Source organism: Streptomyces rubrogriseus (assembly GCF_027947575.1).
Taxonomy (GTDB): Bacteria; Actinomycetota; Actinomycetes; order Streptomycetales; family Streptomycetaceae; genus Streptomyces; species Streptomyces rubrogriseus.
This window is the reverse complement of sequence record NZ_CP116256.1, coordinates 1,469,284-1,492,608: the sequence shown is the minus strand read 5'-3', so window position 1 is coordinate 1,492,608 and position 23,325 is coordinate 1,469,284. Positions and strand designations below refer to the sequence as shown.

The 23,325-nt window shown below is 72.5% G+C and carries 20 protein-coding genes and 3 tRNA genes; 11 read left to right on the top strand and 12 right to left on the bottom strand.

Annotation, left to right across the window (positions count from 1 at the left end; all coding sequences use genetic code 11):
- Positions 1-284 precede the first annotated feature (284 nt).
- Genes Sru02f_RS06500 through Sru02f_RS06490 form a run of 3 tightly spaced genes read right to left on the bottom strand, consistent with a single transcriptional unit; the run spans position 285 to position 3,033 of the window.
- Positions 285-1,550, bottom strand: coding sequence for a beta-ketoacyl synthase N-terminal-like domain-containing protein (locus Sru02f_RS06500; protein ID WP_109033054.1), 1,266 nt, complete (start codon positions 1,548-1,550; stop codon positions 285-287).
- On the bottom strand, positions 1,550-2,815 hold the full coding sequence (locus Sru02f_RS06495; RefSeq protein WP_109033053.1) for a beta-ketoacyl-[acyl-carrier-protein] synthase family protein: 1,266 nt from the start codon (positions 2,813-2,815) through the stop codon (positions 1,550-1,552). Before Sru02f_RS06495 ends, Sru02f_RS06500 begins: the two co-directional genes overlap by 1 nt.
- A complete protein-coding gene (locus Sru02f_RS06490) occupies positions 2,812-3,033 on the bottom strand; it encodes a phosphopantetheine-binding protein (protein ID WP_109033052.1) in 222 nt (73 codons plus the stop codon). Before Sru02f_RS06490 ends, Sru02f_RS06495 begins: the two co-directional genes overlap by 4 nt.
- Positions 3,034-3,281: 248 nt before the next feature.
- Here Sru02f_RS06490 and Sru02f_RS06485 point away from each other — a divergent pair, with 248 nt between their 5' ends.
- Genes Sru02f_RS06485 through Sru02f_RS06460 form a run of 6 tightly spaced genes read left to right on the top strand, consistent with a single transcriptional unit; the run spans position 3,282 to position 8,009 of the window.
- Positions 3,282-4,115, top strand: coding sequence for an SAM-dependent methyltransferase (locus tag Sru02f_RS06485; RefSeq protein ID WP_109033051.1), 834 nt, complete (start codon positions 3,282-3,284; stop codon positions 4,113-4,115).
- The gene (locus tag Sru02f_RS06480; RefSeq protein WP_244941892.1) at positions 4,108-4,833 is read left to right on the top strand and encodes a class I SAM-dependent methyltransferase; all 726 of its coding nucleotides are present in this window, start codon (positions 4,108-4,110) and stop codon (positions 4,831-4,833) included. The genes Sru02f_RS06485 and Sru02f_RS06480 overlap by 8 nt, the downstream gene beginning before the upstream one ends.
- Complete coding sequence (locus Sru02f_RS06475; RefSeq protein ID WP_109033049.1) at positions 4,830-5,447, top strand: sensor histidine kinase; 618 nt, start codon at positions 4,830-4,832, stop codon at positions 5,445-5,447. Before Sru02f_RS06480 ends, Sru02f_RS06475 begins: the two co-directional genes overlap by 4 nt.
- Entirely contained in the window at positions 5,444-6,097 is a 654-nt protein-coding gene (locus Sru02f_RS06470) for a response regulator (protein ID WP_109033048.1), read from the top strand. Before Sru02f_RS06475 ends, Sru02f_RS06470 begins: the two co-directional genes overlap by 4 nt.
- Positions 6,097-6,954, top strand: a complete 858-nt coding sequence (locus Sru02f_RS06465) for a class I SAM-dependent methyltransferase (RefSeq protein ID WP_109033047.1) — start codon at positions 6,097-6,099, stop codon at positions 6,952-6,954. The genes Sru02f_RS06470 and Sru02f_RS06465 overlap by 1 nt, the downstream gene beginning before the upstream one ends.
- Positions 6,942-8,009 carry an FAD-dependent oxidoreductase gene (locus Sru02f_RS06460; protein ID WP_159107552.1) on the top strand — a complete coding sequence of 356 codons (1,068 nt, stop codon included), beginning with the start codon at positions 6,942-6,944 and terminating at the stop codon, positions 8,007-8,009. Before Sru02f_RS06465 ends, Sru02f_RS06460 begins: the two co-directional genes overlap by 13 nt.
- Here the strand turns inward: Sru02f_RS06460 and Sru02f_RS06455 are convergent.
- The 4 genes from Sru02f_RS06455 to Sru02f_RS06440 form a co-directional block, all read right to left on the bottom strand.
- On the bottom strand, positions 7,979-9,076 hold the full coding sequence (locus tag Sru02f_RS06455; RefSeq protein ID WP_109033045.1) for a tyrosine-protein phosphatase: 1,098 nt from the start codon (positions 9,074-9,076) through the stop codon (positions 7,979-7,981). The two genes, Sru02f_RS06460 and Sru02f_RS06455, sit on opposite strands and share 31 nt — an antisense overlap.
- 330 nt (positions 9,077-9,406) lie before the next feature.
- Positions 9,407-9,480: transfer RNA gene (locus tag Sru02f_RS06450), tRNA-Ile, on the bottom strand.
- A 198-nt stretch (positions 9,481-9,678) separates the two neighbouring features.
- A tRNA-Asn gene (locus Sru02f_RS06445) sits at positions 9,679-9,751 on the bottom strand.
- A 5-nt stretch (positions 9,752-9,756) separates the two neighbouring features.
- Positions 9,757-9,829: transfer RNA gene (locus Sru02f_RS06440), tRNA-Asn, on the bottom strand.
- Positions 9,830-9,978: 149 nt separating this feature from the next.
- Here Sru02f_RS06440 and Sru02f_RS06435 point away from each other — a divergent pair.
- The 4 genes from Sru02f_RS06435 to Sru02f_RS06420 all read left to right on the top strand — a co-directional run bounded on the left by Sru02f_RS06435 (position 9,979) and on the right by Sru02f_RS06420 (position 15,577).
- Positions 9,979-10,284, top strand: a complete 306-nt coding sequence (locus Sru02f_RS06435) for a YtxH domain-containing protein (protein ID WP_016326153.1) — start codon at positions 9,979-9,981, stop codon at positions 10,282-10,284.
- Positions 10,285-10,328: 44 nt separating this feature from the next.
- A complete protein-coding gene (locus Sru02f_RS06430; RefSeq protein WP_109033044.1) occupies positions 10,329-11,777 on the top strand; it encodes a xylulokinase in 1,449 nt (482 codons plus the stop codon).
- Positions 11,778-11,915: 138 nt separating this feature from the next.
- A complete protein-coding gene (locus tag Sru02f_RS06425; protein WP_109033043.1) occupies positions 11,916-13,649 on the top strand; it encodes an ABC transporter ATP-binding protein in 1,734 nt (577 codons plus the stop codon).
- Entirely contained in the window at positions 13,649-15,577 is a 1,929-nt protein-coding gene (locus tag Sru02f_RS06420) for an ABC transporter ATP-binding protein (RefSeq protein WP_109033042.1), read from the top strand. The genes Sru02f_RS06425 and Sru02f_RS06420 overlap by 1 nt, the downstream gene beginning before the upstream one ends.
- A gap of 8 nt (positions 15,578-15,585) precedes the next feature.
- Here the strand turns inward: Sru02f_RS06420 and Sru02f_RS06415 are convergent, their stop codons facing one another.
- From Sru02f_RS06415 to Sru02f_RS06395, 5 genes are all read right to left on the bottom strand, one after another.
- The gene (locus Sru02f_RS06415) at positions 15,586-16,776 is read right to left on the bottom strand and encodes an RNA polymerase sigma factor (protein WP_109033041.1); all 1,191 of its coding nucleotides are present in this window, start codon (positions 16,774-16,776) and stop codon (positions 15,586-15,588) included.
- Between the two features lie 120 nt (positions 16,777-16,896).
- Entirely contained in the window at positions 16,897-18,822 is a 1,926-nt protein-coding gene (dnaG, locus tag Sru02f_RS06410; RefSeq protein WP_109033040.1) for a DNA primase, read from the bottom strand.
- Positions 18,823-18,851: 29 nt separating this feature from the next.
- The gene (locus Sru02f_RS06405) at positions 18,852-20,117 is read right to left on the bottom strand and encodes an NAD(P)/FAD-dependent oxidoreductase (protein ID WP_109033039.1); all 1,266 of its coding nucleotides are present in this window, start codon (positions 20,115-20,117) and stop codon (positions 18,852-18,854) included.
- A 129-nt stretch (positions 20,118-20,246) separates the two neighbouring features.
- A complete protein-coding gene (locus tag Sru02f_RS06400) occupies positions 20,247-21,521 on the bottom strand; it encodes a deoxyguanosinetriphosphate triphosphohydrolase (protein WP_109033038.1) in 1,275 nt (424 codons plus the stop codon).
- Positions 21,522-21,633: 112 nt separating this feature from the next.
- Positions 21,634-22,410 (bottom strand): sirohydrochlorin chelatase, encoded by a 777-nt coding sequence (locus tag Sru02f_RS06395; protein WP_174855131.1) that lies wholly within the window; start codon positions 22,408-22,410, stop codon positions 21,634-21,636.
- A gap of 165 nt (positions 22,411-22,575) precedes the next feature.
- Here Sru02f_RS06395 and Sru02f_RS06390 point away from each other — a divergent pair, with 165 nt between their 5' ends.
- Positions 22,576-23,262, top strand: a complete 687-nt coding sequence (locus Sru02f_RS06390; protein WP_109033036.1) for a SanA/YdcF family protein — start codon at positions 22,576-22,578, stop codon at positions 23,260-23,262.
- Positions 23,263-23,325: the final 63 nt, after the last annotated feature.

Sequence of the window (23,325 nt, the reverse complement as noted above, 5' to 3'; positions counted from 1 at the left end):
GTCAGCCCGCCGCCGCCGTCGGCCGGCCACCACGGACTCACGGATCGAGCACCCCGTACGGGGGTGTCACCGCACACACGCATGTCGTTCCACCGCTTTTCCCCGTCCTTTCCCGAGAAACTCCCACGGCGTTCGACCGCTTTGGAAACTATCGGCGTCCCCACCCCTACAACCAACCCCAGAGATTCACGCGCCACACCCCCCTATCTTTTCCGGGCGACGCATAAAAAGACGCTTCGCCCTGCTGGGGGATTACAGGGCGAAGCGTGTTCGGGGGGCGGGGCTCACTGCCCGCGAGCCAGTGCTCCCGTCGAGCGCGGTGCCCGGCGCGTGTCACAGGCACGCAGTACCAGCGCGCTGTTGAAACCGCCCCGGCCGCGGGCCGTGACCAGCACCGTATCCAGTCTGCGTTCCCGTGGCCGCCGCACCAGGTCGAGGCCGTGGGCCGGGTCGGGGTCGTCCAGGTTGCCCACCGCCGGGATGACACCGTCCCTCATGGCGAGCAGCGCCGTGGCCACGTTGAGCGCCGAGCCGCCGGACAGCAGGCGCCCGACCAGCCCCTGTGGCGCGGTGACCGGCACCGCGTGCGGCCCGAAGACCGAGCGCAGGGCCCGCGCCTCGGCCGCGTCGTCCTCCGGCAGGCCCGCCCCGTCGGCCAGCACCATGTCGACCTGGTCCGGCCGCACCCGGGCTCGTCCCAGGGCCAGCTCGATCGCCCGGGAGTACTGCCGTCCGTCCGGCGCGGCGGCCCGGAAGCCGTGGGCGTCCTGGGTGGCCGCGTACCCGGCGAGCATGCCGTAGCCGGGCGGGGCGGACCGGGCCCGCGCCGCGGCCTCGTCCTCCAGTACCAGCACCGCACCGCCCTCGCCGGGCAGGTGGCCGTTGGCCGCCCGGTCGAACGGCTTGTAGCCGGCTCTCGGGTCGGTCGCCGTGGACAGCCGGCCGCTCCTCGTCTGGATGGTCAGCGCGTACGGCGAGATCGGGGCCTCCGTGCCCCCGGCCAGGACGGCCGCGCTGCCGCGTCTGATCGCCCGGTCGGCCCAGCCGAGGCTGTCGATGCCCGCGGCCGCGTCCGAGACCAGCACCCCGCTGGGCCCCTTGGTGCCGTGGTGGATGGACAGTTGCCCGGTACTGGCGGCGTAGAACCAGGCGATGGACTGGTACGCGCCGACCGCTTTGCGCCCCCGGCTCCACAGCGCCTGGATCTCACGCTGACCGAACTCGTTGCCGCCCGAGCCGCTGCCGAGAATCACCGACGTGGCGTACGGGTCGTGGGCGGCGGGGTCGTAGTCGGCGTCGGCGAGGGCCATGGCGGTGGCGGCGAACGCCAGCCAGGTCCACCGGTCGGTCTGGACGGCCAGCCGGTCCGGCACGTGTTCGGTCACGTCGAAACCGGTGACCTGGCCCGCCAGCCCGGTGGCGTAGCGGCCGGCGTCGAACGCCTCGATCGGTCGCACCGCCAGCTCGCCGGCCAGGGTGGCGCGCCAGTGCTCGGCCGCTCCGACGCCGGTCGGGGCGACGACTCCGATTCCGGTGATCACGGCGGCCATCAGCTCACCCGAGCCAGCACGATCGCCGACTGGAACCCGCCGAAGCCGCTGCCGACCGAGAGCGCGGTGTCGACCCGCTGGTTGCGTGCGGTGTGGGGCACGTAGTCCAGGTCGCACAGCGGGTCGGGACTGGAGTAGTTGGCCGTGGGCGGCACCACGTGGTGCTCGATGGCCAACGCGGTCGCGGCCACCTCGATCGAGCCGATCGCGCCGAGCGAGTGCCCGACCATGGACTTGATCGAGCTGACCGGCACCTGGTAGGCGTGGGCGCCGAGACTCTCCTTGAAGGCGGCGGTCTCGTGCCGGTCGTTCTGCTTGGTGCCCGAGCCGTGCGCGTTCACGTAGTCCAGGTCGGTGGGGTCCAGCCGTGCCTGGTCGAGCGCGCTGCCGATCGCGGCGGCCATCTCGGCGCCGTCCGGGCGCAGTCCGGTCATGTGGAAGGCGTTGCACCGGTTGGCGTAGCCGCGGATCTCGGCGTAGACGTGTGCCCCGCGCCGCCGTGCGTGCTCGTACTCCTCCAGGATCAGCACCGCCGACCCCTCGCCCATCACGAACCCGTCGCGCGTCGCGTCGAAGGGCCGGGAAGCGTGCTCGGGATCGTCGTTGCGCGCGCTGGTGGCGCCGATGGCGTCGAAGCAGGCCATCGAGATCGGTGTGATGGGAGCGTCGCTCGCCCCGGCGATCACGAGGTCGGCCAGGTCGTCCTGGATGAGCTGGTACGCCTGCCCGAGCGCGTCGATGCCGGACGTGCAGCCGGTGGAGACCACCGAGGCCGGCCCGTGCGCGCCGTAGCGGCAGGCGACCTCGGCCGCCAGGCTGCTCGGCACCCACGCCTCGTAGAGGAAGCCGGTGGTGTACTCCGGGTCGACCAACCACTTGGCACCGCCGTCGCTGGCCACCACGTACTCGTCCTCCAGGCGGGTGCTCGCGCCGACCGCGCTGCCCAGGCACACCGCCGTGCGTTCCGGGTCGAACCCGCCGCCCGGCGTCAGGCCGGCGTCGGCCATCGCCTCGTCGGCGGCGACCAGCGCGAACTGGACGGACCGGTCGGTGCGGAACACCTCCTGCGGGGTCAGGCCCATGGCGACCGGGTCGAAGTCGACCTCGGCGGCGAGCTGGGAGCGGAACCGCGCCGGGTCGAACAGGGAGATGCGCCGGGTCGCGGTGCGCCCGTCGGTGATCAGCTGCCAGAACGCCTTGCGCGTGGGGCCACCGGGCGCGACCACACCGATCCCGGTGACCGCTACGCGTCGCTCGTCGCTCATCGCGCGTGCTCGCTCAGTCCCTCGTTGACCAGCCTCACCAGCTCGCCGAAGGTCGCCTTCGCGTACTCCTCGCCGATCTCGATCCCGTGGCGGTCCTCGATCTCCACCCTGAGCTGCAGATACGCCAGCGAGTCCAGGTCCACGTCACTCATCGTGGCTCCGGGATCGGCGGTGACCGCGGACCGGGGGAGCCCTGCCTTGACGACCAGGATTTCCATCAGTTGGTCAATTGTGAATACCGACACGCCCATTCCCCTCACATTTAGGTAGCGAACCCGCTTCTCAGACTACGTGGAAATCTCGCGGACAATCTTCAGCCAGGAGAACCAAATCGGTTCGTTCTCGAGAATGAGGCCGACCTATCCTCGGGAATGACTTAACACCTGCCTGGGGAATAGATTGACGCCTTTTCGGGCGCGATGCTTCACTTACTTCAATTGTTTTCCACGGGTGTGAGGAGATGCGAATGGACGCATCAGCAGCACCGGCGAGGACGCCGGCCGGCGCCGGGGTCACCGCGGTCGCGGTGGCCATGGCCCGGGCCATGGAGTCCGACCGCTCGGACCGTATGTTCCACGACCCGTACGCCCAGTCGTTCGTGGACGCGGCCAGGGCGACGCTCGACGCCGACGAGTGGTCGTCGCTGGTCTCCTGGGTCGACCTGTTCTACAGCAGAGGGGTGGTGCGCACCCGGTTCATCGACGACTTCGTGCGGGACGCCGCGGCAGGCGGCTGTACCCAGGTGGTGCTGCTCGGCGCGGGCCTCGACGCGCGCGCCTTCCGGCTGCCGCTGCCGGACGCCGACGTGTACGAGGTGGACACGCCGTCGGTGTTCGCCTTCAAGGACCGGGTGCTCACCGACGCCGGTGCCCCGGTGACCGCCCGTTCGCGCACCGCCGTCCCCACCGACCTGCGCGAGGACTTCGCCACGCGGCTCGGGGAGACCGCCTTCGCCGCGCACCGGCCGACCGCGTGGGTGGCCGAGGGAGTGCTGCCCTATCTGAGCGCCGAGCAGGCCCGGCGGGTGATCGGCGAGATCGGCCGGCTGTCCGCGCCCGGCAGCAGGCTGGTCTTCGAGCACTCCGACAAGCCGGGGCCGGACCCGAAGGCCGCCGCCACCCCCGGCGCGGCCCGGATCAGCGCCCTGGTCCGCGGCGGCCTCGGCCCCGGCGGCCGGGACTGGGTGGCCGGCCACGGCTGGACCCTCCGGATCACCGAACGCGCCGAGCTGGGACCCCGCTACGGACGGCCCGACGGCCGGCTGACCGGTGGCCAGTTCGTCACCGCGACCCATGACTGAGACCGAAACGAGGGACATGGAGCCGAACCACGCGCGAACCGGGCTTCCCGAGTCGACCGAAGCCCGTGTTCAGACCGCCGCCGCCTTCTACCGCCGCCCGATGCTCGCCGCCTACGACCTGTTCGTGCTCGGCCTGATGAGCCGCCTCATGTGGCGTTGCCCGCCGGGCCGCATGCTGGCCCACTACGACCGGCAGGTCGGCGCGTCGCACCTGGACATCGGTCCGGGCACCGGCTGGTTCCTGGACCGCTGCCGGTTCCCGGTTCGGACTCCCTCGATCACGCTGCTCGACCTCAACGAGGTGGCGCTGGCCACCGCCGCGCACCGGATCAGGCGGTATCGCCCCGAGACCTTGGTCGGTGACGCGTTCCGGCCCCTGGCCGCGGGCCCGGCGCGGTTCGACTCGGTCGGCCTGAACTTCCTGCTGCACTGTCTGCCCGGGACCATGGCGGAGAAGTCGGTCGTCTTCGACCACGTGGCGCCGTTCCTGCGGCCCGGTGCCCGGGTGTTCGGCAGCACGGTGCTGGGCGAGGGCCCCCACCACACGCGGCGCTCCGGCAAGCTGCTGGCCAAGCTCAACCGCAGCGGGGTCTTCAACAACCTCGGCGACGGGACGGCGGCCCTGGACGAGCAGTTGCGCGCCCGGTTCACCGACGTCGAGACCGCACGCGTAGGTGCGGTCTGCCTCTTCACGGCCCGTTCCCCGGAGACGCGATGAGCGCGGTGCCGCCCCCGCTGGCCCAACAACTGCACGACGGCGTACTTCAGTCCCTGGCGATCGCGCGCATCCGACTGGACCGGGCGCTCGCCCAGGACGGTCCGCTGCCCCGCGAGCTGGGCGCGGAACTCAGGCTCCTGCTGGACCACGAGATCGCCGGCCTGCGCGGCCTGATCAGCGGCTCGGCCGCGTCCGCACCACCGCAACCCGACCTGCCCAGCGCGCTGACCGCCACCGCCGAGCACCTGCGGTCGGTCACGGGCATCCGCATCCGCGTCGACAGCCGCACCGCACCGCCCGGCCGGTGGTCGGGGAACGACCTGACCGCCTATCGGATCGTCCGCGAGGCGTTGCACAACACCGCCAAGCACAGTGGCGCCACACACGCCTGGGTGACCGTCACCGCACGCGGGGACCGGCTGGTCTGCGCGGTGCACGACGACGGCGGGGGCTTCGCGCCGGACGCCGCCCGCTCCCGCTTCGGGCTGACCGCCATGTCCGCCCAGGCGAGGGAGGCGGGCGGTTCCCTGGACGTCCGGTCCCGTCGCACGGGCACGTTCGTCACCTTGGTGCTGCCCAGACAACCGGTATCCAAGGGGAAGGTCCACCCATGACCGCACGGGACGCCAGCCGTCCGCCGACCGTCTTGATCTGCGACGACCACCCCGTCGTGCGGTGCGGCATCCGCACCCTGCTCGACGACGACCGCCACCTGATCGTGGGCGAGGCGGCCGACCTGGCCGGCACCGTCGACCAGGTGAAGCGGCACCGGCCCACCGTGCTGCTGCTCGACCTGAGCTTCCTCGGCACCCTCAGTCTCGGGATCCTGCCCACCGTGCGGGCGGTGTCGCCGAACACCCGGGTACTGATCCTGACCATGCACAACGACCCGGCTTCGGCCCGGCGGTCACTCGCCGCGGGTGCGCACGGGTTCCTGCCCAAGGACGCCGCCGCCGAGGAACTCGTCGCCGCGGTCGACACCCTCGTCGGGGGCGGCCGGTACCTGCATCCGGCCCTCGGCGCCGCCCTGTTCGACCACCGCACCGACCCCGACAGCCCGCTGAGCGGCCGGGAGCGCGAGGTGCTCGGACTGATCGCGGACGGCCTGACTCATCGGCAGATAGCCGACGAGCTCGGCCTGTCCGTGCGCACCATCGAGGCGCAGCGGGCGTCGATCAAGGTCAAGCTCGGGGTCAGCAGACGCGCGGAGCTGATCACGCATGCCCGGCGGCTGCGGCTGGTGACGACAGGAGGCGATCGGTGATGCTGACGGGCCGGCCCAGCCGTACCGCGCTCAGTTCGGCGCGCGCGCGTGCCGTGCACCAGACGGAGGACTCGCCCCGCGTGTTCGCCGACCCCTTGGCGACGCGCATCGTCGAGGGGTCCGGCGGCCCTCCCGCGCCGGGCGCCGCCGCCGGCATGCCCGCCGAGGTCCGGCTGTTCATGGCGCTGCGCCAGCGGGTGGCCGAGGACGCGCTGCGGGCCGCCCCGCGCACCCGGCAGGTGGTCGTCCTCGGGGCGGGCCTGGACACCTTCGCCTGCCGCAACCGCGACCCCGGGCTGCGGGTGTTCGAGGTCGATCACCCGGCCACCCAGGCGTGGAAGCGCGAACGCCTGGCCGCGGCCGGCATCGAGGTGCCGGACACGGCGGTGTTCTGCCCGGTCGACCTGGCCGAGCAGACCGCGGAGGCCGCTCTCGCCGCGGCCGGTTTCGACCGGGACGCGCCGGCGTTCTTCCTGCTGCTGGGGGTGGCCCCCTACCTGACCAGGGATGCATTGCTGACCACCGCCCGTTTCGTGGCGGGGCTCCCCGCCGCGGCGGAGCTGGTCCTCGACTACAACCAGCCGCCCGACGCGCTGCCGCCGGACCGCAGGCCGGCGCTGGTGGCGCAGGCCGAGGCCATGGCCCGGACGGGCGAGCCGTGGCGGTCGTTCTTCACCCCGGCCGAGATCGCCGCCGACCTGACCGGCGCCGGGTTCGACCGCGTCGCCGACATCGGATGGCGGGACTGCCTGGCACGCTACGCGCTCGACCCTTCGCTGCCCGATCTGTTCGGCGGCCGGATCGCCCATGCCCGCGCCGGCGGACGAGAGAGGAACCAGCCGACATGCACGTCCTGATCGCCGGCGGCGGGGTGGCCGGCCCGGCCACCGCCGTCGCGCTGCGCAAGATCGGTGTGGACGTCACCGTCCACGAGGCCCGCCCGCGCGAGGACAAGGACGTCGGGCTGTGGGTGATGATCGCCCCGAACGGCCTCTCGGCGCTCGACGCCCTGGGGCTCAAGGAGACGGCGCTGCGTCGTTCGCTCACGGGGGCGGCCGGACCCTCCGGATTCGTGCCGATCCGCCGCGTCGCGCTCTACCGGCTGCTGCGCGAGGCGGCGGTGGCGCGCGGCGCGCGCGTCGAGCACGACCGCAGGCTGGTCGACGCCGACACCACCGCCGACGGTGTGACCGCACACTTCGCCGACGGCACCTCCGCCGTGGGCGACCTCCTCGTCGGCTGCGACGGCATCCGCTCCCGCACCAGGTCGCTCATCGATCCCGCGGCGCCGTCCGCACGCTACGTCCCGCTGCTCAACCTCGGCGGCTTCGCCTCCGGGGTGCCGACCCCGGGTGAACCGGCACAGCTTCACTTCGTCCGCGCCCGCAAGGGCTTCTTCGGCTACGCGGCCTCGCCGCGGCACGCGGTGTGGTGGTTCGCCAATCTGCCCTGGGGCGCGGAGCCGAGCCGGGCCGAGCTGGCGGCGATGGACCGCGCCGTGCTCACCGAGCGGCTGCTGGACGCCTTCGCCGAAGCGCCCTCATTCGTGCGGGACCTGGTCCGCGCGACCCACAGCGACCTGTACGCGCTGGCCACCCACGATCTGCCCGAGGTGCCGCGCTGGTGGCGGGACCGGATGGTCCTTCTCGGCGACGCCGCGCACGCGACCACGCCGACCTCGGGTCAGGGCTCGTCGATGGCTCTGGAGGACGCGGTGGTGCTTGCAAAGTGCCTGCGGGAGCTTCCGGTGCCCCGGGCACTGGCCCGTTACGAACAGCTGCGCAGGGAACGCGTCGAGGGCATCGTCGCGCTCGGTGCCCGCGCGTCGGCCGCCAAGCTGCACGGCAGGCTGCCCGACGGCTCGCTCGACTGGGTCCACGACTACCGGATCGACTGGGCGGCCCCCGTCTGACCCGGCTCCGCCGGACCGGCGCCTCGGAGCTCGGGCGGCGCGGTCCGGCCCGGCGTGTCCGCTGCGGGCGCGACCAGTCGTGCCCGCAGCGCGGCGATCGTCCCGGGCGTCACGCCGGCCCGCCCGGTGAGGTACTCCTCCACCGACGCGTACCGTTGGCGCAGTTGGTCGAGTGTGGCCGCCATCGCGGCCCGCGGCGCGCCGAACACCGCGTGATAGCGCTCCTCGTCCAGGCCGAGCGCGGCGAGCCGTGGCGTCAGCCCGGCCATCCGGCGTTCGTTGAAGTAGAGCCTGCTCAGCGTGTAGTCGTCCAGCAGTGTCGCGTCGTCCACCCCGAGCACCGACAGCAGCAGCGCGGCCGCCAGGCCGGTGCGGTCCTTGCCCGCCGTGCAGTGGATCACCGCGGGCAGGCCGTCCGGTTCGGCGAGCCCGGTGAGTACCCGGCCGAAGACGGCCGCGTCCTGTTCGACCATGTCCAGGTAGACCCGGTACAGGAAGTCGTCGGGGATGGCGCGCGTCCGGTCGCCGCGGAACAACTCGCCGAGCGGTGTGGGGCGCGAGGCCTCGCCGCCGATGGCGAACGGTACGCGCCGGACGACGGGGGGGAGCACGGAGGGCGCCTTCGCGCGCTCGCCGTCGGTGCGCAGGTCGTACGCCGTGCGTAGGCCCAGCCCGCCGATCGCCGCGAGGTCGGCTCCGGTGAGCCGGTCGGGCGCGTCGGCCCGGAAGACCATGCCCCACCGGGTGCGACCGCCGTCCCTGATGCGATAACCGCCCAGGTCCCGGAAGTTGCTCGCGCCCTCCAGCGGCACCACGCGTTCGGCGGCCAGCACCGCGGCGCCGCCGTCGACGGGGGCGACCGACACGTAGCACCGTCCGGGCCCCGGCTCGGGCAGCAGTGCCCGGACGGCGCCGTCGACCCGGGCGACCGGGTGGTCGTGGTCGACGGCCTCGGGCGACGGCCCGACCGCCAGTTCCACCGGGCCCGCGCCGTCCAGCTCCCAGGACACCGCGAGGGCGCCGCTGCTCTCGCGGACCACGTCGACCGCCAGCACGACCGTTCTCATACGAGTCCCCCATTGTCCGTGCGCGTTGTCCGTACGGATGGTCCGCACGCGGCTTTCGGATACCCCCGCACGGCAGGCGCCGACGGTGTCGGCGGCGGTGGACGCCCGAGCGACGATACGGCGGGCCCGCGCCGAACCCCTGCGGCTCCGGGCCACGCGGGCAGTGGGTTCCTTCCCTGGCCCCGGCCCCGTTACGAGGCGGCACGGTGTGGCGTGTGTCACGCGAGGGACGGGGCGGATTCACGGCGCCGGGACGCCGGGGGCGCTCGCCCCCGACCGGGTTTCAGACCCCGGCACAGGTGAGAACGTTCCTGCGGCAAGGCGCACGAGTGGGGCGGGTGGGACTCGAACCCACGGCCGACGGATTATGAGTCCGCTGCTCTAACCGGCTGAGCTACCGCCCCATAGCGGCGTGTCGCGTACATGTGTGCGCGCCGTCTGCCGCAGCATAGCCGCTCATACGATCTCCTGCCTCGGATGGTCGGCTTCCACGGCTGCCTTCATGACCTTGAGGACTCCGCAGCGTGCCGCGTGGTTCCCGGGTCTCGAGGGCAGTCTCGAGGCACATGAAAAAGGACCCCGGAGGGTCCTCGTTCACGGTGCTCCCCCGACTGGACTCGAACCAGTAACCTGCCGGTTAACAGCCGGCTGCTCTGCCAATTGAGCTACGGAGGACCGAGCTCCCCGGACTGGACTCGAACCAGTAACCTGCCGGTTAACAGCCGGCTGCTCTGCCAATTGAGCTACCGAGGAATGTCGGTGTCGCATCGAACGCGTCTGCCTGGGTATTCGCCAGGGGGCGCGCGCTCGCTGCGACACATACATTAGCGCAAGCAGGGGGGTGCTCCGCCAATCGGTACTCGCCAGCACCCCCGGAGCCAGTGAAGGGAAGGGTGGCCGCCATGCGATACCGGCTCACGTTCGTCGTCGGACTAGCGGTGGGTTACGTGCTCGGCACGAAGGCCGGGCGGGAGCGTTACGAGCAGTTGCGGAAGTCCGCGCAGCAGGTCGCGCAGAACCCGGCCGTGCGCAACACCGCGGAGTCCGCCGCCCAGCAGGGCAGGCACTTCGCCGACAAGGCGTACCACGTGGTGAGCGACAAGGTCGGCGACCGGATGCCCGACTCGGTGGCCCACCGGGTCCGCTCGCTGCGGGAACGCGGCAGCAACGGCAGCGGTCCCGACGACTGGGGCACCAGCAACACCTGAGGTCCCGGTACGGGGACCCCGGCCGGTGCGGCAGAATTTCGGGTATGGGGATAGTCGCCGGGTTGGACAGTTCGCCCGATTTCACTCGTATCGTCGTCTGCGATTCGGACACGGGTGCCGTGCTGCGCCAGGGCTACGCGCCGCACCCGCTGGAGAGCCCCGAGGGCGGGGGCCGGCCCGCGGACGTCGATCCGCAGGCCTGGCTGCTGTCCCTCGGGGAGGCGGCCGGCGGCGGGCTCCTCGAGGGCGTGCAGGCCATCGGCGTGTCGGCGCAGGCCAACTCGGTCGTGCCGCTGGACGCCCAGGGCAACACCGTGCGCCCGGCCATGGTCGGTGGCGACAAGCGCTCCCAGGTCGCGGCGGCCGACCTGATCGACGCGCTCGGCGGGCGTGAGGCGTGGGCGCAGGCGGTGGGCTCGGTGCCGCAGACCGGGCAGCCGGTGACGAAGCTGCGCTGGCTGGCGCGGACCGAGCCGGAGGCCGCCGCGCGGACCGCCGTACTGCTCCAGGCGCACGACTGGCTGGTGTGGCAGCTGCTCGGGCGGCCGGTCCGGCGGACCACCGACCGGGGCGGGGCGTCGGGCACCGGGTACTGGTCGGCTGCGACCGGCGGTTACCGGCCCGATCTGGTCGAGCTGGCGCTCGGGCACCAGGCGATCCTGCCGGAGGTGATCGGCCCGGCCGACGCGGCCGGTACGACGCCGGAGGGGCTGCTGATCTCCGCCGGAACCGGTGAGACCCAGGCGGCCGCCTTCGGGCTCGGGATCGGGCTGGGCGACGCGGTGGTGTCGCTGGGCGCCTCCGGGTCCGTGATGGCCGTGCACCCGGAAGCGCTCGTCGACCAGTACGGCATGATCACCTCCCTCGCCGACGCCACCGGCATGCACCTGCCGGTCGTCACCACCCTGAACGCCGTACGGGCGCTGCGCGGCACCGCCGAACTGCTCGGGGTGCCGGACCTGGAGAGCCTGTCGGAGCTGGCGATGAAGTCGACGCCCGGATCGCACGGGCTGGTGCTGCTCCCCTATCTGGAGGGCGAGCGGACGCCGAACCTGCCGCACACCGCCGGGACCCTGGCCGGCCTCAGGCGCGAGTCGATGCGGCCGGAGCACCTGGCGCGGGCCGCGTTCGAGGGCATGCTGTGCGGTCTCGCCGACGCCCTGGACGTGCTGCGCGGCCGGGGCGTGGACGTACGGCGGGTGTTCCTGCTGGGTGCGGCGGCCGAGCTGCCGGCCGTGCAGGCGGCGGCGCCCGCGCTGTTCGGCACGCAGGTCGTCGTGCCGCAGCCCGCGGACTACGCGGCGATCGGATCGGCCCGGCAGGCGGCCTGGGCGCTGGGCGTCTCCCAGGGCACGCTGGACCCGCGCACTCCCCCGGTCTGGCAGGGCGCGGTGGCGCAGGTCCTGGAGCCGGGCGAGGAGCTGGCGGTGGGACAGGCGGTGCGCCAGCAGTACGTGTCGGTGCGCGAGCAGACGCACCCGGGCGCGCTCTGACGCCGGGCTTACCGCTCGTAGGCCGGAATTTGCCGCGCTCTTGGGTTAATCGGTTGAGGTAACGCGGGTGGAGTGTCCGACGATAGGGGCCAGGGGCAACCAACCGCGGCCCCTGTCGCCGACTCCGAGAGACTCAGTGTGCTCATACGACTACTGCGGACCTATCTCAGGCCGTACAAGAAACCCATCGCCCTGCTGGTGGCGCTGCAGTTCCTGCAGACCTGTGCCTCCCTCTACCTGCCGACCCTGAACGCGGACATCATCGACGAGGGCGTCGTGAAGGGTGACTCGGGCTACATCCTGAGCTACGGCGCCCTGATGATCGGCATCTCGCTGGCCCAGGTGGTCTGCAACATCGGCGCGGTCTTCTACGGGGCGCGCACCGCGGCCGCCCTCGGCCGGGACGTGCGCGGTGCCGTCTTCGACCGGGTGCAGTCCTTCTCGGCCCGCGAGGTGGGCCACTTCGGCGCGCCCTCGCTGATCACCCGGACCACCAACGACGTGCAGCAGGTCCAGATGCTGGCCCTGATGACGTTCACGCTGATGGTGTCGGCGCCGATCATGTGCGTGGGCGGCATCGTGATGGCGCTCGGTCTGGACGTGCCGCTGTCCGGGGTGCTGCTCGGGGTCGTGCCGGTGCTGGCGATCTGCGTCACGCTGATCGTGCGCAAGCTGCGCCCGCTGTTCCGGAAGATGCAGGTGCGCCTGGACACGGTGAACCGGGTGCTGCGCGAGCAGATCACCGGCAACCGGGTCATCCGCGCCTTCGTGCGCGACGAGTACGAGCAGCAGCGCTTCCGGAAGGCCAACACCGAGCTGACCGAGGTGGCCCTCGGCACCGGCAACCTGCTGGCGCTGATGTTCCCGGTGGTCATGACGGTGGTGAACCTGTCGTCGATCGCGGTGGTGTGGTTCGGCGCCCACCGGATCGACAGCGGCGGGATGCAGATCGGCGACCTGACGGCGTTCCTCGCCTATCTGATGCAGATCGTCATGTCCGTGATGATGGCCACCTTCATGTTCATGATGGTGCCGCGCGCGGAGGTGTGCGCCGAGCGCATCCAGGAGGTCCTGGAGACCGAGAGCAGTGTGGTGCCGCCGGTGGCCCCGGTCACCGAGCTGCGCCGGCACGGGCACCTGGAGATCCGGGAGGCGGGCTTCCGCTACCCGGGTGCCGAGGAGCCGGTGCTCAGGCACATCGACCTGGTGGCCAAGCCGGGCGAGACGACCGCCGTCATCGGCTCGACCGGCAGCGGCAAGTCGACGCTGCTGGGCCTGGTCCCCCGGCTCTTCGACGCCACCGACGGGGAGGTCCTGGTCAACGGCGTGGACGTGCGCACCGTCGACCCGAAGACGCTGGCCAAGGTGGTGAGCCTGGTGCCGCAGAAGCCGTACCTCTTCGCCGGCACCGTCGCGACCAATCTGCGCTACGGCAATCCGGACGCGACGGACGAGGAGCTCTGGCACGCGCTGGCGGTGGCGCAGGCCAAGGAGTTCGTCTCCGAGCTGGAGGGCGGGCTCGACGCGCCGATCGCGCAGGGCGGCACCAATGTGTCGGGCGGTCAGCGCCAGCGGCTCGCGATCGCCCGGACGCTGGTCCAGCGCCCGGAGATCTACCTCTTCGACGACTCCTTCTCCGCCCTCGACTACGCCACCGACGCGGCGCTGCGGGCCGAGCTGGCCCAGGAGACCGCCGAGGCGACCGTGGTCATCGTGGCGCAGCGGGTGGCGACCATCCGGGACGCGGACCGGATCGTCGTGCTGGACGAGGGGCGGGTGGTCGGCGTGGGCCGGCACCACGAGCTGATGGCGGACAACGAGACCTACCGGGAGATCGTGCTCTCCCAGCTGACGGAAGCGGAGGCTGCCTGATGGCCGGGCCTGCGGGTCGCATGATGGCCGGGGGCGGCCCCGACCAGCGATCGATGGACTTCAAGGGGTCGAGCAAACGGCTCGTCTCCCAGTTCCGGCCGGAGCAGGCGACGCTGTTCACGCTGCTGGCGTGCGTCGTCGTCAGCGTCGGTCTCAACGTGGTCGGGCCGAAGATCCTCGGCCGGGCCACCGACCTGGTCTTCGCGGGCATCGTCGGGCGGGACATGCCGTCCGGGGCCACCAAGGAGCAGGTTCTGGACAACATGCGCGAGCACGGTGACGGCAACGTCGCCGACATGCTCCGCAGCACGGACTTCACCCCGGGGCAGGGCATCGACTTCGGCGCGGTGGGCGAGGTGCTGCTGCTCGCGCTGGCGACGTTCGCGGTGGCCGGTCTGCTGATGGCGGTGGCCACCCGCCTGGTGAACCGGGCGGTGAACCGGACGATGTTCCGGCTGCGCGAGGACGTCCAGACCAAGCTGTCCCGGCTGCCGCTGTCCTACTTCGACAAGCGCCAGCGCGGCGAGGTGCTCAGCCGCGCCACCAACGACATCGACAACATCGGGCAGACGCTCCAGCAGTCGATGGGCCAGCTGATCAACTCACTGCTCACCATCATCGGCGTGCTCGCGATGATGTTCTACGTCTCCTGGATCCTGGCGCTGGTCGCCCTGGTGACCGTGCCGCTGTCCTTCGTGGTGGCCACGCGGGTCGGCAAGCGGTCGCAGCCGCAGTTCGTGCAGCAGTGGCGCTCCACGGGGCAGCTGAACGCGCACATCGAGGAGATGTACACCGGGCACGCGCTGGTGAAGGTGTTCGGACGCCAGGAGGAGTCGGCGAAGCAGTTCGCCGAGCAGAACGACGCGCTGTACGAGGCCGGGTTCAAGGCGCAGTTCAACAGCGGGATCATGCAGCCGCTGATGATGTGCGTGTCCAACCTGAACTACGTGCTGGTCGCGGTGGTCGGCGGGCTGCGGGTGGCCTCGGGCCAGCTGTCCATCGGCGACGTGCAGGCCTTCATCCAGTACTCCCGGCAGTTCTCGATGCCGCTGACGCAGGTCGCGTCGATGGCGAACCTGGTGCAGTCGGGCGTGGCGTCGGCGGAGCGGGTCTTCGAGCTGCTCGACGCCGAGGAGCAGTCGGCCGACCCGATCCCGGGCACCCGGCCCGAGGACCTGCGCGGGCGGGTGGAACTGGACCACGTGTCCTTCCGCTACGACCCCGAGAAGCCGCTGATCGAGGACCTGTCGCTGAAGGTGGAGCCCGGCCACACGGTCGCCATCGTCGGCCCGACGGGCGCGGGCAAGACCACGCTGGTCAACCTGCTGATGCGGTTCTACGAGGTGTCCGGCGGGCGGATCACCCTGGACGGCGTCGACATAGCGAAGATGTCCCGGGACGAGCTGCGGGCCGGCATCGGCATGGTGCTCCAGGACACCTGGCTGTTCGGCGGCACCATCGCGGAGAACATCGCGTACGGCGCCTCGCGGGAGGTCACCCGCGGGGAGATCGAGGAGGCCGCGCGGGCCGCGCACGCCGACCGGTTCGTACGGACGCTGCCCGACGGCTACGACACGGTGATCGACGACGAGGGCACGGGGGTGAGCGCGGGTGAGAAGCAGCTGATCACCATCGCGCGGGCGTTCCTGTCCGACCCGGTGATCCTGGTGCTCGACGAGGCGACGTCGTCCGTGGACACCCGGACGGAGGTGCTGATCCAGAAGGCGATGGCGAAGCTCGCGCACGGGCGGACGTCGTTCGTGATCGCGCACCGGCTGTCGACGATCCGGGACGCGGACACGATTCTGGTGATGGAGGACGGGGCGATCGTGGAGCAGGGGGCGCATACGGAGCTGCTGGCCGCGGACGGCGCGTACGCGCGGCTGTACAAGGCGCAGTTCGCGGAGGCCGTGGCCGAGGTGGGCTGAGGCGGGGGTCAGTCCAGGTAGCCCCTCAGCTGGTCCGCGTACGCGTGGTCGCGGAGTTTGTTGAGGGTCTTGGACTCGATCTGGCGGATGCGTTCGCGGGTGACGCCGAAGAGGCGGCCTATCTCCTCCAGGGTGCGGGGGCGGCCGTCGACCAGGCCGTAGCGGAGCTGGACGACCTTGCGTTCGCGTTCGCCGAGCGTGGAGAGCACCGCCTCCAGGTGCTGGCGCAGCAGCAGGAACGCGGCCGACTCGACGGGGCTGGCGGCGTCGCCGTCCTCGATGAGGTCGCCGAGGGCGACGTCGTCCTCCTCGCCGACCGGGGCGTGCAGCGAGACCGGCTCCTGCGCCAGGCGCAGCACCTCGCCGACCCGCTCGGGCGCCAGGTCCAGGTGGGCGGCGACCTCCTGCGGGGTCGGTTCGTAGCCGCGTTCCTGGAGCATCCGGCGCTGGACGCGGACGACCCGGTTGATCAGCTCCACGACGTGGACGGGGACGCGGATGGTGCGGGCCTGGTCGGCCAGGGCGCGGGACATGGCCTGGCGGATCCACCAGGTGGCGTAGGTGGAGAACTTGTAGCCGCGGGCGTAGTCGAACTTCTCGACGGCCCGGATCAGGCCCAGGTTCCCCTCCTGGACCAGGTCCAGCATGGTCAGCCCGCGTCCCACGTACCGCTTGGCCACCGACACCACGAGCCGCAGGTTGGCCTCGATCAGGCGGCGCTTGGCGAGGCGGCCCATGACGACGAGCCGGTCGAGGTCGAGGGCTAGGCGGCTGTCCAGGTCGGGGGTGCGCCGCAGCTTCTCCTCGGCGAACAGTCCGGCCTCCACCCGCCGGGCGAGGTCGACCTCCTCGGCCGCGGACAGCAGCGGGATGCGGCCGATCTCGCGCAGGTACTGCCGGAACAGGTCGGAGGAGGGGCCGCCGGACTCGGTACGGGTGGGCGGCGGCGGTTCCGGGTGCTCGGGCACGTCCAGGGGGGCGCCGGGCTGGGGCAGGGCCGCTCCGGCACCGGGCTGCGCGGGCATCGCGAGGAGCACACCGCGCTCCGCGTCCGGCTCGGCGCCGCCGGCACCGGTGTCGGTCTGGGTGAGCGTCTGGGTCTGCACGGGGGCGACCTCCAGGATGGACGCGGCCGGCGGGGGCCGGCGGCGGTACGTCGGGGGGCGGAGCCGGCTCGCTCGCCGCTGTCCGCCTCGCACGCGTGCACTCAGGTACCGCCCCCAGTGTGGGGTACGACACATCACCGCCACGAGGGGCGTGCGGTGACTTTTTGCGTCCGGGGCGTGACCGCACGGTTACCCGCGGGTGTTACCGGGGGCCTAGAGCGCGGCGGCGCCGTGTTCGCGCAGGTTCTGGTCGTACTGCTGGAGGATCCACAGCTCGTTCTGGACGGCGGCCAGTTCGGCGGGGTCGCCGTGGCCGGAGAGGCGGGTGAGGCGGCCGGTGATGTCGCGGATGCGGCGCTCGACGGCGCGGCGGCGGACCGTGACCAGCTGGGCACCGGCGTAGACCTCGTCGACGCCCTTCACGCCGCGGTGCAGCATGATCGCCTCGACCGCGAGTTCGGTGACCATGGCCCGGACGGTGTCGTCGGGGGCGGCCTCGCGGACCCGGACCAGGTAGTCCTGCGGGTCCTGGACGCCGAACTCGGCGCCGCCCGCTTCCATGATCGCCTCGCGTACGGCGGCGTAGGGCGGGGCGGTGAACTCGTCGACGCCGTACGCGTCGAAGGCCGGGGAGACCAGCTCGGGGCGCTGGAGGGCGAGCTTGAGCAGCTCGCGTTCGGTGGCGAAGACCGGGTTGCGGAGGTTGAGGGCCGGGCCCCGGGGCGTGGCCGTCACGGGTCCGGCCTGCTGCTGCGGGCCGCCGCCGCGCTGCCGCTGGTCGGGGGCGGGGCCCTTGCCGCCGCGGTCGCGGGCCCAGCGGGCGAGCTGGGCGATCCGCTTGACCACGAACTGGGTGTCGAGGATGCCGAGCATGCCGGCGAGCTGCACGGCGACCTCGTGCTGGGCGCCGCTGTTCTTGATCCGGGCGACGACCGGCGCGGCCTCGTCCAGGGCGGCGGCGCGACCTGCGGGGGTGTCCAGGTCGTAGCGGGCCACGATCTGGCGCAGCGCGAACTCGAAGAGCGGGGTGCGCGGCTCGACCAGGTCGGCGACGGCGTCGTCGCCCTTGGCCAGGCGCAGGTCGCAGGGGTCCATGCCGTCGGGGGCGATGGCGATGTAGGTCTCGGCGGCGAACTTCTGGTCGTCCTCGAAGGCGCGCAGGGCCGCCTTCTGTCCGGCCGCGTCGCCGTCGAAGGTGAAGATCACGCGGGCCGAGCCGTTGTCCATGAGGAGACGGCGCAGGATCTTGATGTGGTCGCCGCCGAAGGCGGTGCCGCAGGTGGCGATGGCGGTGGTGACGCCCGCGAGGTGGCAGGCCATGACGTCGGTGTAGCCCTCGACGACGACGGCGCGGGACGCCTTCGCGATGTCCTTCTTGGCGAGGTCGATGCCGTAGAGGACCTGGGACTTCTTGTAGATCGCGGTCTCGGGGGTGTTCAGGTACTTCGGGCCGTTGTCCGCCTCGTAGAGCTTGCGGGCGCCGAAGCCGACGACGTCGCCGCCGATGTCGCGGATGGGCCACATCAGCCGGCCGCGGAAGCGGTCGATGGGGCCGCGGCGGCCCTCCTGGGAGAGGCCGGAGAGCAGCAGCTCCTTGTCGCTGAAGCCCTTGCCGCGCAGGAAGCGGGTGAGGTGGTCCCAGCCCTGGGGGCTGTAGCCGACGCCGAAGTGCTCGGCGGCGGCCTGGTCGAAGCCGCGGTCGGCGAGGAAGGCGCGGCCGGTGTCCGCCTCGGGGCCGGTCGCGAGCTGTTCCGCGTACCACTGGGCGGCGATCTTGTGGGCCTCGACCAGGCGGATGCGCTCGCCGCGCTGGTGGGAGGGGTTGTATCCGCCCTCCTCGTAGCGCAGGGTGATGCCGGCCTGGCCGGCCAGGCGCTCGACCGCCTCGGAGAAGGTGAGGTGGTCGATCTTCATCACGAACGTGATGGTGTCGCCGCCCTCCTGGCAGCCGAAGCAGTGGAAGAACCCCTTGCTCGGACTGACCTGGAAGGACGGCGACTTCTCGTCGTGGAAGGGGCACAGCCCCTTCAGGTTGCCGCCCCCGGCGTTGCGCAGCTGGAGGTACTCCGAGACGACGGCGTCGATCGGGACCGCGTCCCGTACCGCCTTCACGTCCTCGTCGTTGATCCGTCCTGCCACGCGTGAAGTCTACGGGGACGGTACGACAGCTATGCGACGAGGCTTTCGAGGGATACGTGCGGGTTCGCCAGCGCCTCCGTGTCCACCCGGGTCTTCGAGCGGATCAGCTGCTGGATCGGCTCCGTGACGTCCCACACGTTGACGTTCATCCCGGCCAGCACCCGGCCCTCCTTCAGCCAGAAGGCGATGAACTCGCGCTTCGCCGCGTCCCCGCGGATCACCACCTGGTCGTACGAGCCGGCCGGCGCCCAGCCGGAGTACTCCATGCCCAGGTCGTACTGGTCGGTGAAGAAGTAGGGCACGCGGTCGTGGGCGAGGCCCTTGCCGAGCATCGCGCGGGCGGCGGCCGGGCCGCCGTTCAGGGCGTTGGCCCAGTGCTCCACGCGCAGGCTGGTGTCGAAGAGGGCGTGGTGGAAGGAGGCCACGTCGCCCGCCGCGAAGACGTCGGGGTCACCTGTGCGCAGGTGGTCGTCGACGACGATGCCGCCGCCGTGCGCGCGGTCGGCGATCTCCAGTCCGGCGGCCTGGGCCAGCGCGGTGCGCGGGGCGGCGCCGATCGCGGCGAGCACGTCGTGCGCGGGGTGCTCCTCGCCGTCGTCGGTGCGGGCGGCCAGCACCACACCGTCCTGGCCGACGATCTCGGTCAGCCGCACGCCGAACCGGAAGCGGACGCCGCGCGACTCGTGCAGCTCGGCGAAGACGGCGCCCAGCTCGGGACCGAGGACGCCGTGCAGCGGGGTCGGGGCGGGCTCGATGACGGTGACCTCCGCACCGTACTCGCGGGCCGCGGCCGCGACCTCCAGACCGATCCAGCCCGCACCGGCGATCACCAGGTGTCCGTTGTCCCGGCCGAGGGAGGCGAGGACGCCCTTGAGGCGCTCGGCGTGGGCCAGGCGGCGCAGGTGGTGGACGCCCGCGAGGCCGGTGCCGGGGACGTCCAGCCGGCGGGGCTCGGAGCCGGTCGCGATGAGCAGCTTGTCGTACCTGACGTGGGTGCCGTCGTCGCCGTAGTGGACGGTCTTGGCGGCGCGGTCGATCGCGACGACGGTCTGGCCGAGGTGCAGCTCGATGTCGTGCCGCGCGTACCAGGCGGGCTCGTGCACGAAGACGCTGTCCCGCTCCTCCTTGCCCAGCAGGTAGCCCTTGGACAGCGGCGGGCGCTCGTAGGGGTGGTCGCGTTCGTCACAGACGAGGATCACCCGGCCGGTGAAGCCCTCCGTGCGGAGCGTCTCGGCCGCTTTCGCGCCCGCCAGGCCGCCTCCGACGATGACGAATGTCTGATCCGCGTCGACCACTTGTTTGCCTCCTCGTCAGGGTGCCGCCACATGCGAGCGTCCCGCACGTGGCGTGGTGCGGGAAGGGGCAGTGACCCGATCAGGCCACCGAGAGCCGCGATCCGGGGCATGCCTGTCCCGCCGCCAGTCTCATGGATGCCCCGTCAGGCGGGCGTGAAGCGAGCGGGCCGAGGCGTCGGTGAGGGAGGCGATCTGGTCGACGACCACCCGTTTGCGGGCGCGGTCGTCGGCGGCCGCGTCGAACAGGGCGCGGAACTGGGGGTCGAGCCCGTCCGGCGCGCGGGCGGTGAGCGCCTCGGCCAGCTCGGCGACGACGATCCGCTGGTCGGCGCGGAGCCGCTCCTGCTCGGTGCGCTGCATGACGTAGCGGACGGCGACCGCCTTGAGGACGGCGCACTCCATCCGGGTCTCGCGGGGCACGACCAGCTCGGCGGTGTAGCGGGTGAGCCGGCCGTCCCCGTACGCGGCCCGGGTGGCGGCCTCGGCGGCCAGGCAGAAGCGGCCGATGAGCTGACTGGTGGCGTCCTTCAGCCGGGCCTGGGCGGGCGCCGAGCCGTCGTATCCGTGCGGCCACCAGTCCTGGGCGAGGAGGCGGTCCAGGGCGGCGGCGAGTTCGGCGTGGTCGGTGCCGGCGGGCACGTACCGTCCGACGGCGGCGTCGAACACCGCCTCGCGCTCGGGGTCGGCGAGCAGGCAGTTCGGGTCGATGTGACCGGCGTGCAGGCCGTCCTCGACGTCGTGCACGGAGTACGCCACGTCGTCGGCCCAGTCCATCACCTGGGCCTCGAAGCAGGTGCGGCCGCCGGGGGCGCCCTCGCGGAGCCACTCGAAGACGGGCCGGTCGTCGTCGTACACCCCGAACTTGGGCGAGGCGGGCACGGCGGGGTGGGCACCGCGCGGCCACGGGTACTTGGTGGCGGCGTCGAGCGTGGCCCGGGTGAGGTTGAGCCCGACGGAGCCGTCCTCGGTGAACCGTTTGGGCTCGATGCGGGTGAGGAGCCTGAGCGACTGGGCGTTGCCCTCGAAGCCGCCGCAGTCCTCGGCGAAGGCGTTGAGCGCCTGTTCCCCGTTGTGCCCGAAGGGCGGGTGGCCCAGGTCGTGCGCGAGGCAGGCCGCCTCGACGAGGTCCGGGTCGCACCCGAGGGCGGCGCCCAGCTCCCGGCCGACCTGGGCGCACTCCAGGGAGTGCGTGAGGCGGGTCCGGGGGCTGGCGTCCCAGACGGGGCTGCCCTCCCCCGGCGCGACGACCTGCGTCTTCCCGGCGAGGCGGCGCAGGGCACCGGAGTGCAGGATGCGGGCGCGGTCGCGCTGGAAGGCGGTGCGGCCGGGGCGCTTGTCTGGTTCGGGGGCGTAGCGGGCGGCTGACGCCGGGTCGTAGGGGGGTGCGGTGCGGGTGCCTTCCATGTCATGAACAGTAAGGGGAAGGTGTGACAGTTGGGGGCCTACTCGTCTGCCGGGTTCAGTAGTCGCGCGGCCGCGGGCCGTCCGTGGCTTTTCGCGCAGTTCCCCGCGCCCCTTAGGGGGTGGCCATCGCCCTGAATTTCAAGTCGCTGCCGGTTTTCACCGCCTCGTCGTAGCGGTGGAGCAGCAGGTGGGCCATCGACGGGTGGGTGCCCAGTGGCGCCGACGTGATCCATGGGGCCTGGGCCGCGCACTGGGTCGCGAAGCGGCCCGGGGCCGTGAAGCAGGAGGCCACGGCGACGTGGCGGTGGCCGCGGGCCCGCAGGGCGCGGATCGCCTCCCCGACCGTCGGGGCCGCCGCCGAGGCGTACGCGGGGGCGACCGGGACGCCGAGGCGGGCGGCGAGGAGCGCTGCCGTGCGGGCCGTGTCCGCGCGGGACTCCGGGTCCCGGGAGCCCGCCGAGGCGAGGACGACGGCGTGGTCCGGGCCCGGGTGGGTGGGCCAGCCGGCCTCCAGGAGGCGGGCGTGCAGGGCGTCCACCAGGAGGGGGTGCGGGCCGAGCGGCGCGGCCTGGCGGGTGCGGGCCGGGGAGGCCGCGGCCATCTCCGGGATGTCCCGTTTGACGTGGTAGCCGCGGCTGAGCAGGAGGGGGACGAGGACCGCCGACCCGTCACCGAGGGCGGTGAGCGTGTCCGGCAGCAGGGGCTCGTTCAGCTCGACGTGGCCGAGGCGCACCGGCAGGGCGGGGCGCAGGGCGCGGACCCGGTCGAGGAGGGCCCGTACGGTGCCGAGCGCGCGCGGGTCGCGGCTGCCGTGGGCGACGACGACCAGGGCGGGGGTGCCGCCGGTGGCCGCCGTGGTCCTGCTGCTCGTCACTGTCGTCGCCGTCATGGGACGAGGGTGACGGCCGGAGATTGCCTCCCCGTTGCGTGGATGTCACGGGGATTTTCCGTCGGTTCACACGGCGCCGGGCCGTCCGTGTGAGCGGGCGGCGAACCGGACGGACTCCCCGGGCGTCCCTGGTGGCAGGAACCGACCGGGGAGGGGACCGCCCGCATGCGCCGCCCGAGACTTCGCAGACCGCGCCTGTCGCGCACCCGGAAGGGACAGCGGCGGCTGGTGCGGGTGGTGGTGGCCGGGTGTGTGCTGGCGCTGCTGCCGAGCGCGTGGCTGCGCGTGGTGACGGACGACCGGCTGCGTACCGTCGCCGACGTGCCGCGCACCGAGGTCGCCGTCGTCTTCGGGGCCGGGCTGTGGGACGGGGAGCCGTCGCCGTACCTCGCGCACCGGCTGGACGCGGCGGCGCAGCTGTACCGGGCGGGGCGGATCGCGGTGGTGCTGGTGACCGGGGACAACAGCCGCGAGGAGTACGACGAGCCGGACGCCATGCGCGCCTACCTGGTCCGGCACGGGGTGCCCGACGGGCGGATCGTCAGCGACTACGCGGGGTTCGACACCTGGGACTCCTGCGTCCGGGCGAAGAAGATCTTCGGCGTCGACCGGGCGGTGCTGATCAGCCAGGGCTTCCACATCCGCCGGGCGGTCGCGCTGTGCCAGGAGGCGGGGGTGGCGTCGTACGGCGTCGGGGTCGACGACGAGCACGACGTGACCTGGTACTACGGGGGCGCCCGGGAGATCCTCGCGGCGGGCAAGGCGGCACTGGACGCGGTCTTCGAGCCGGACCCGCACTTCCTCGGACCGACGGAACCGGGGGTGGCGCGGGCCCTGGCCGGCGCCGGATGACGCGTCCCTCACCGCGGCCCGGCGGGGGCGGGGAGGTCGCCGTCCCCGCCGTGTAACAGGGCG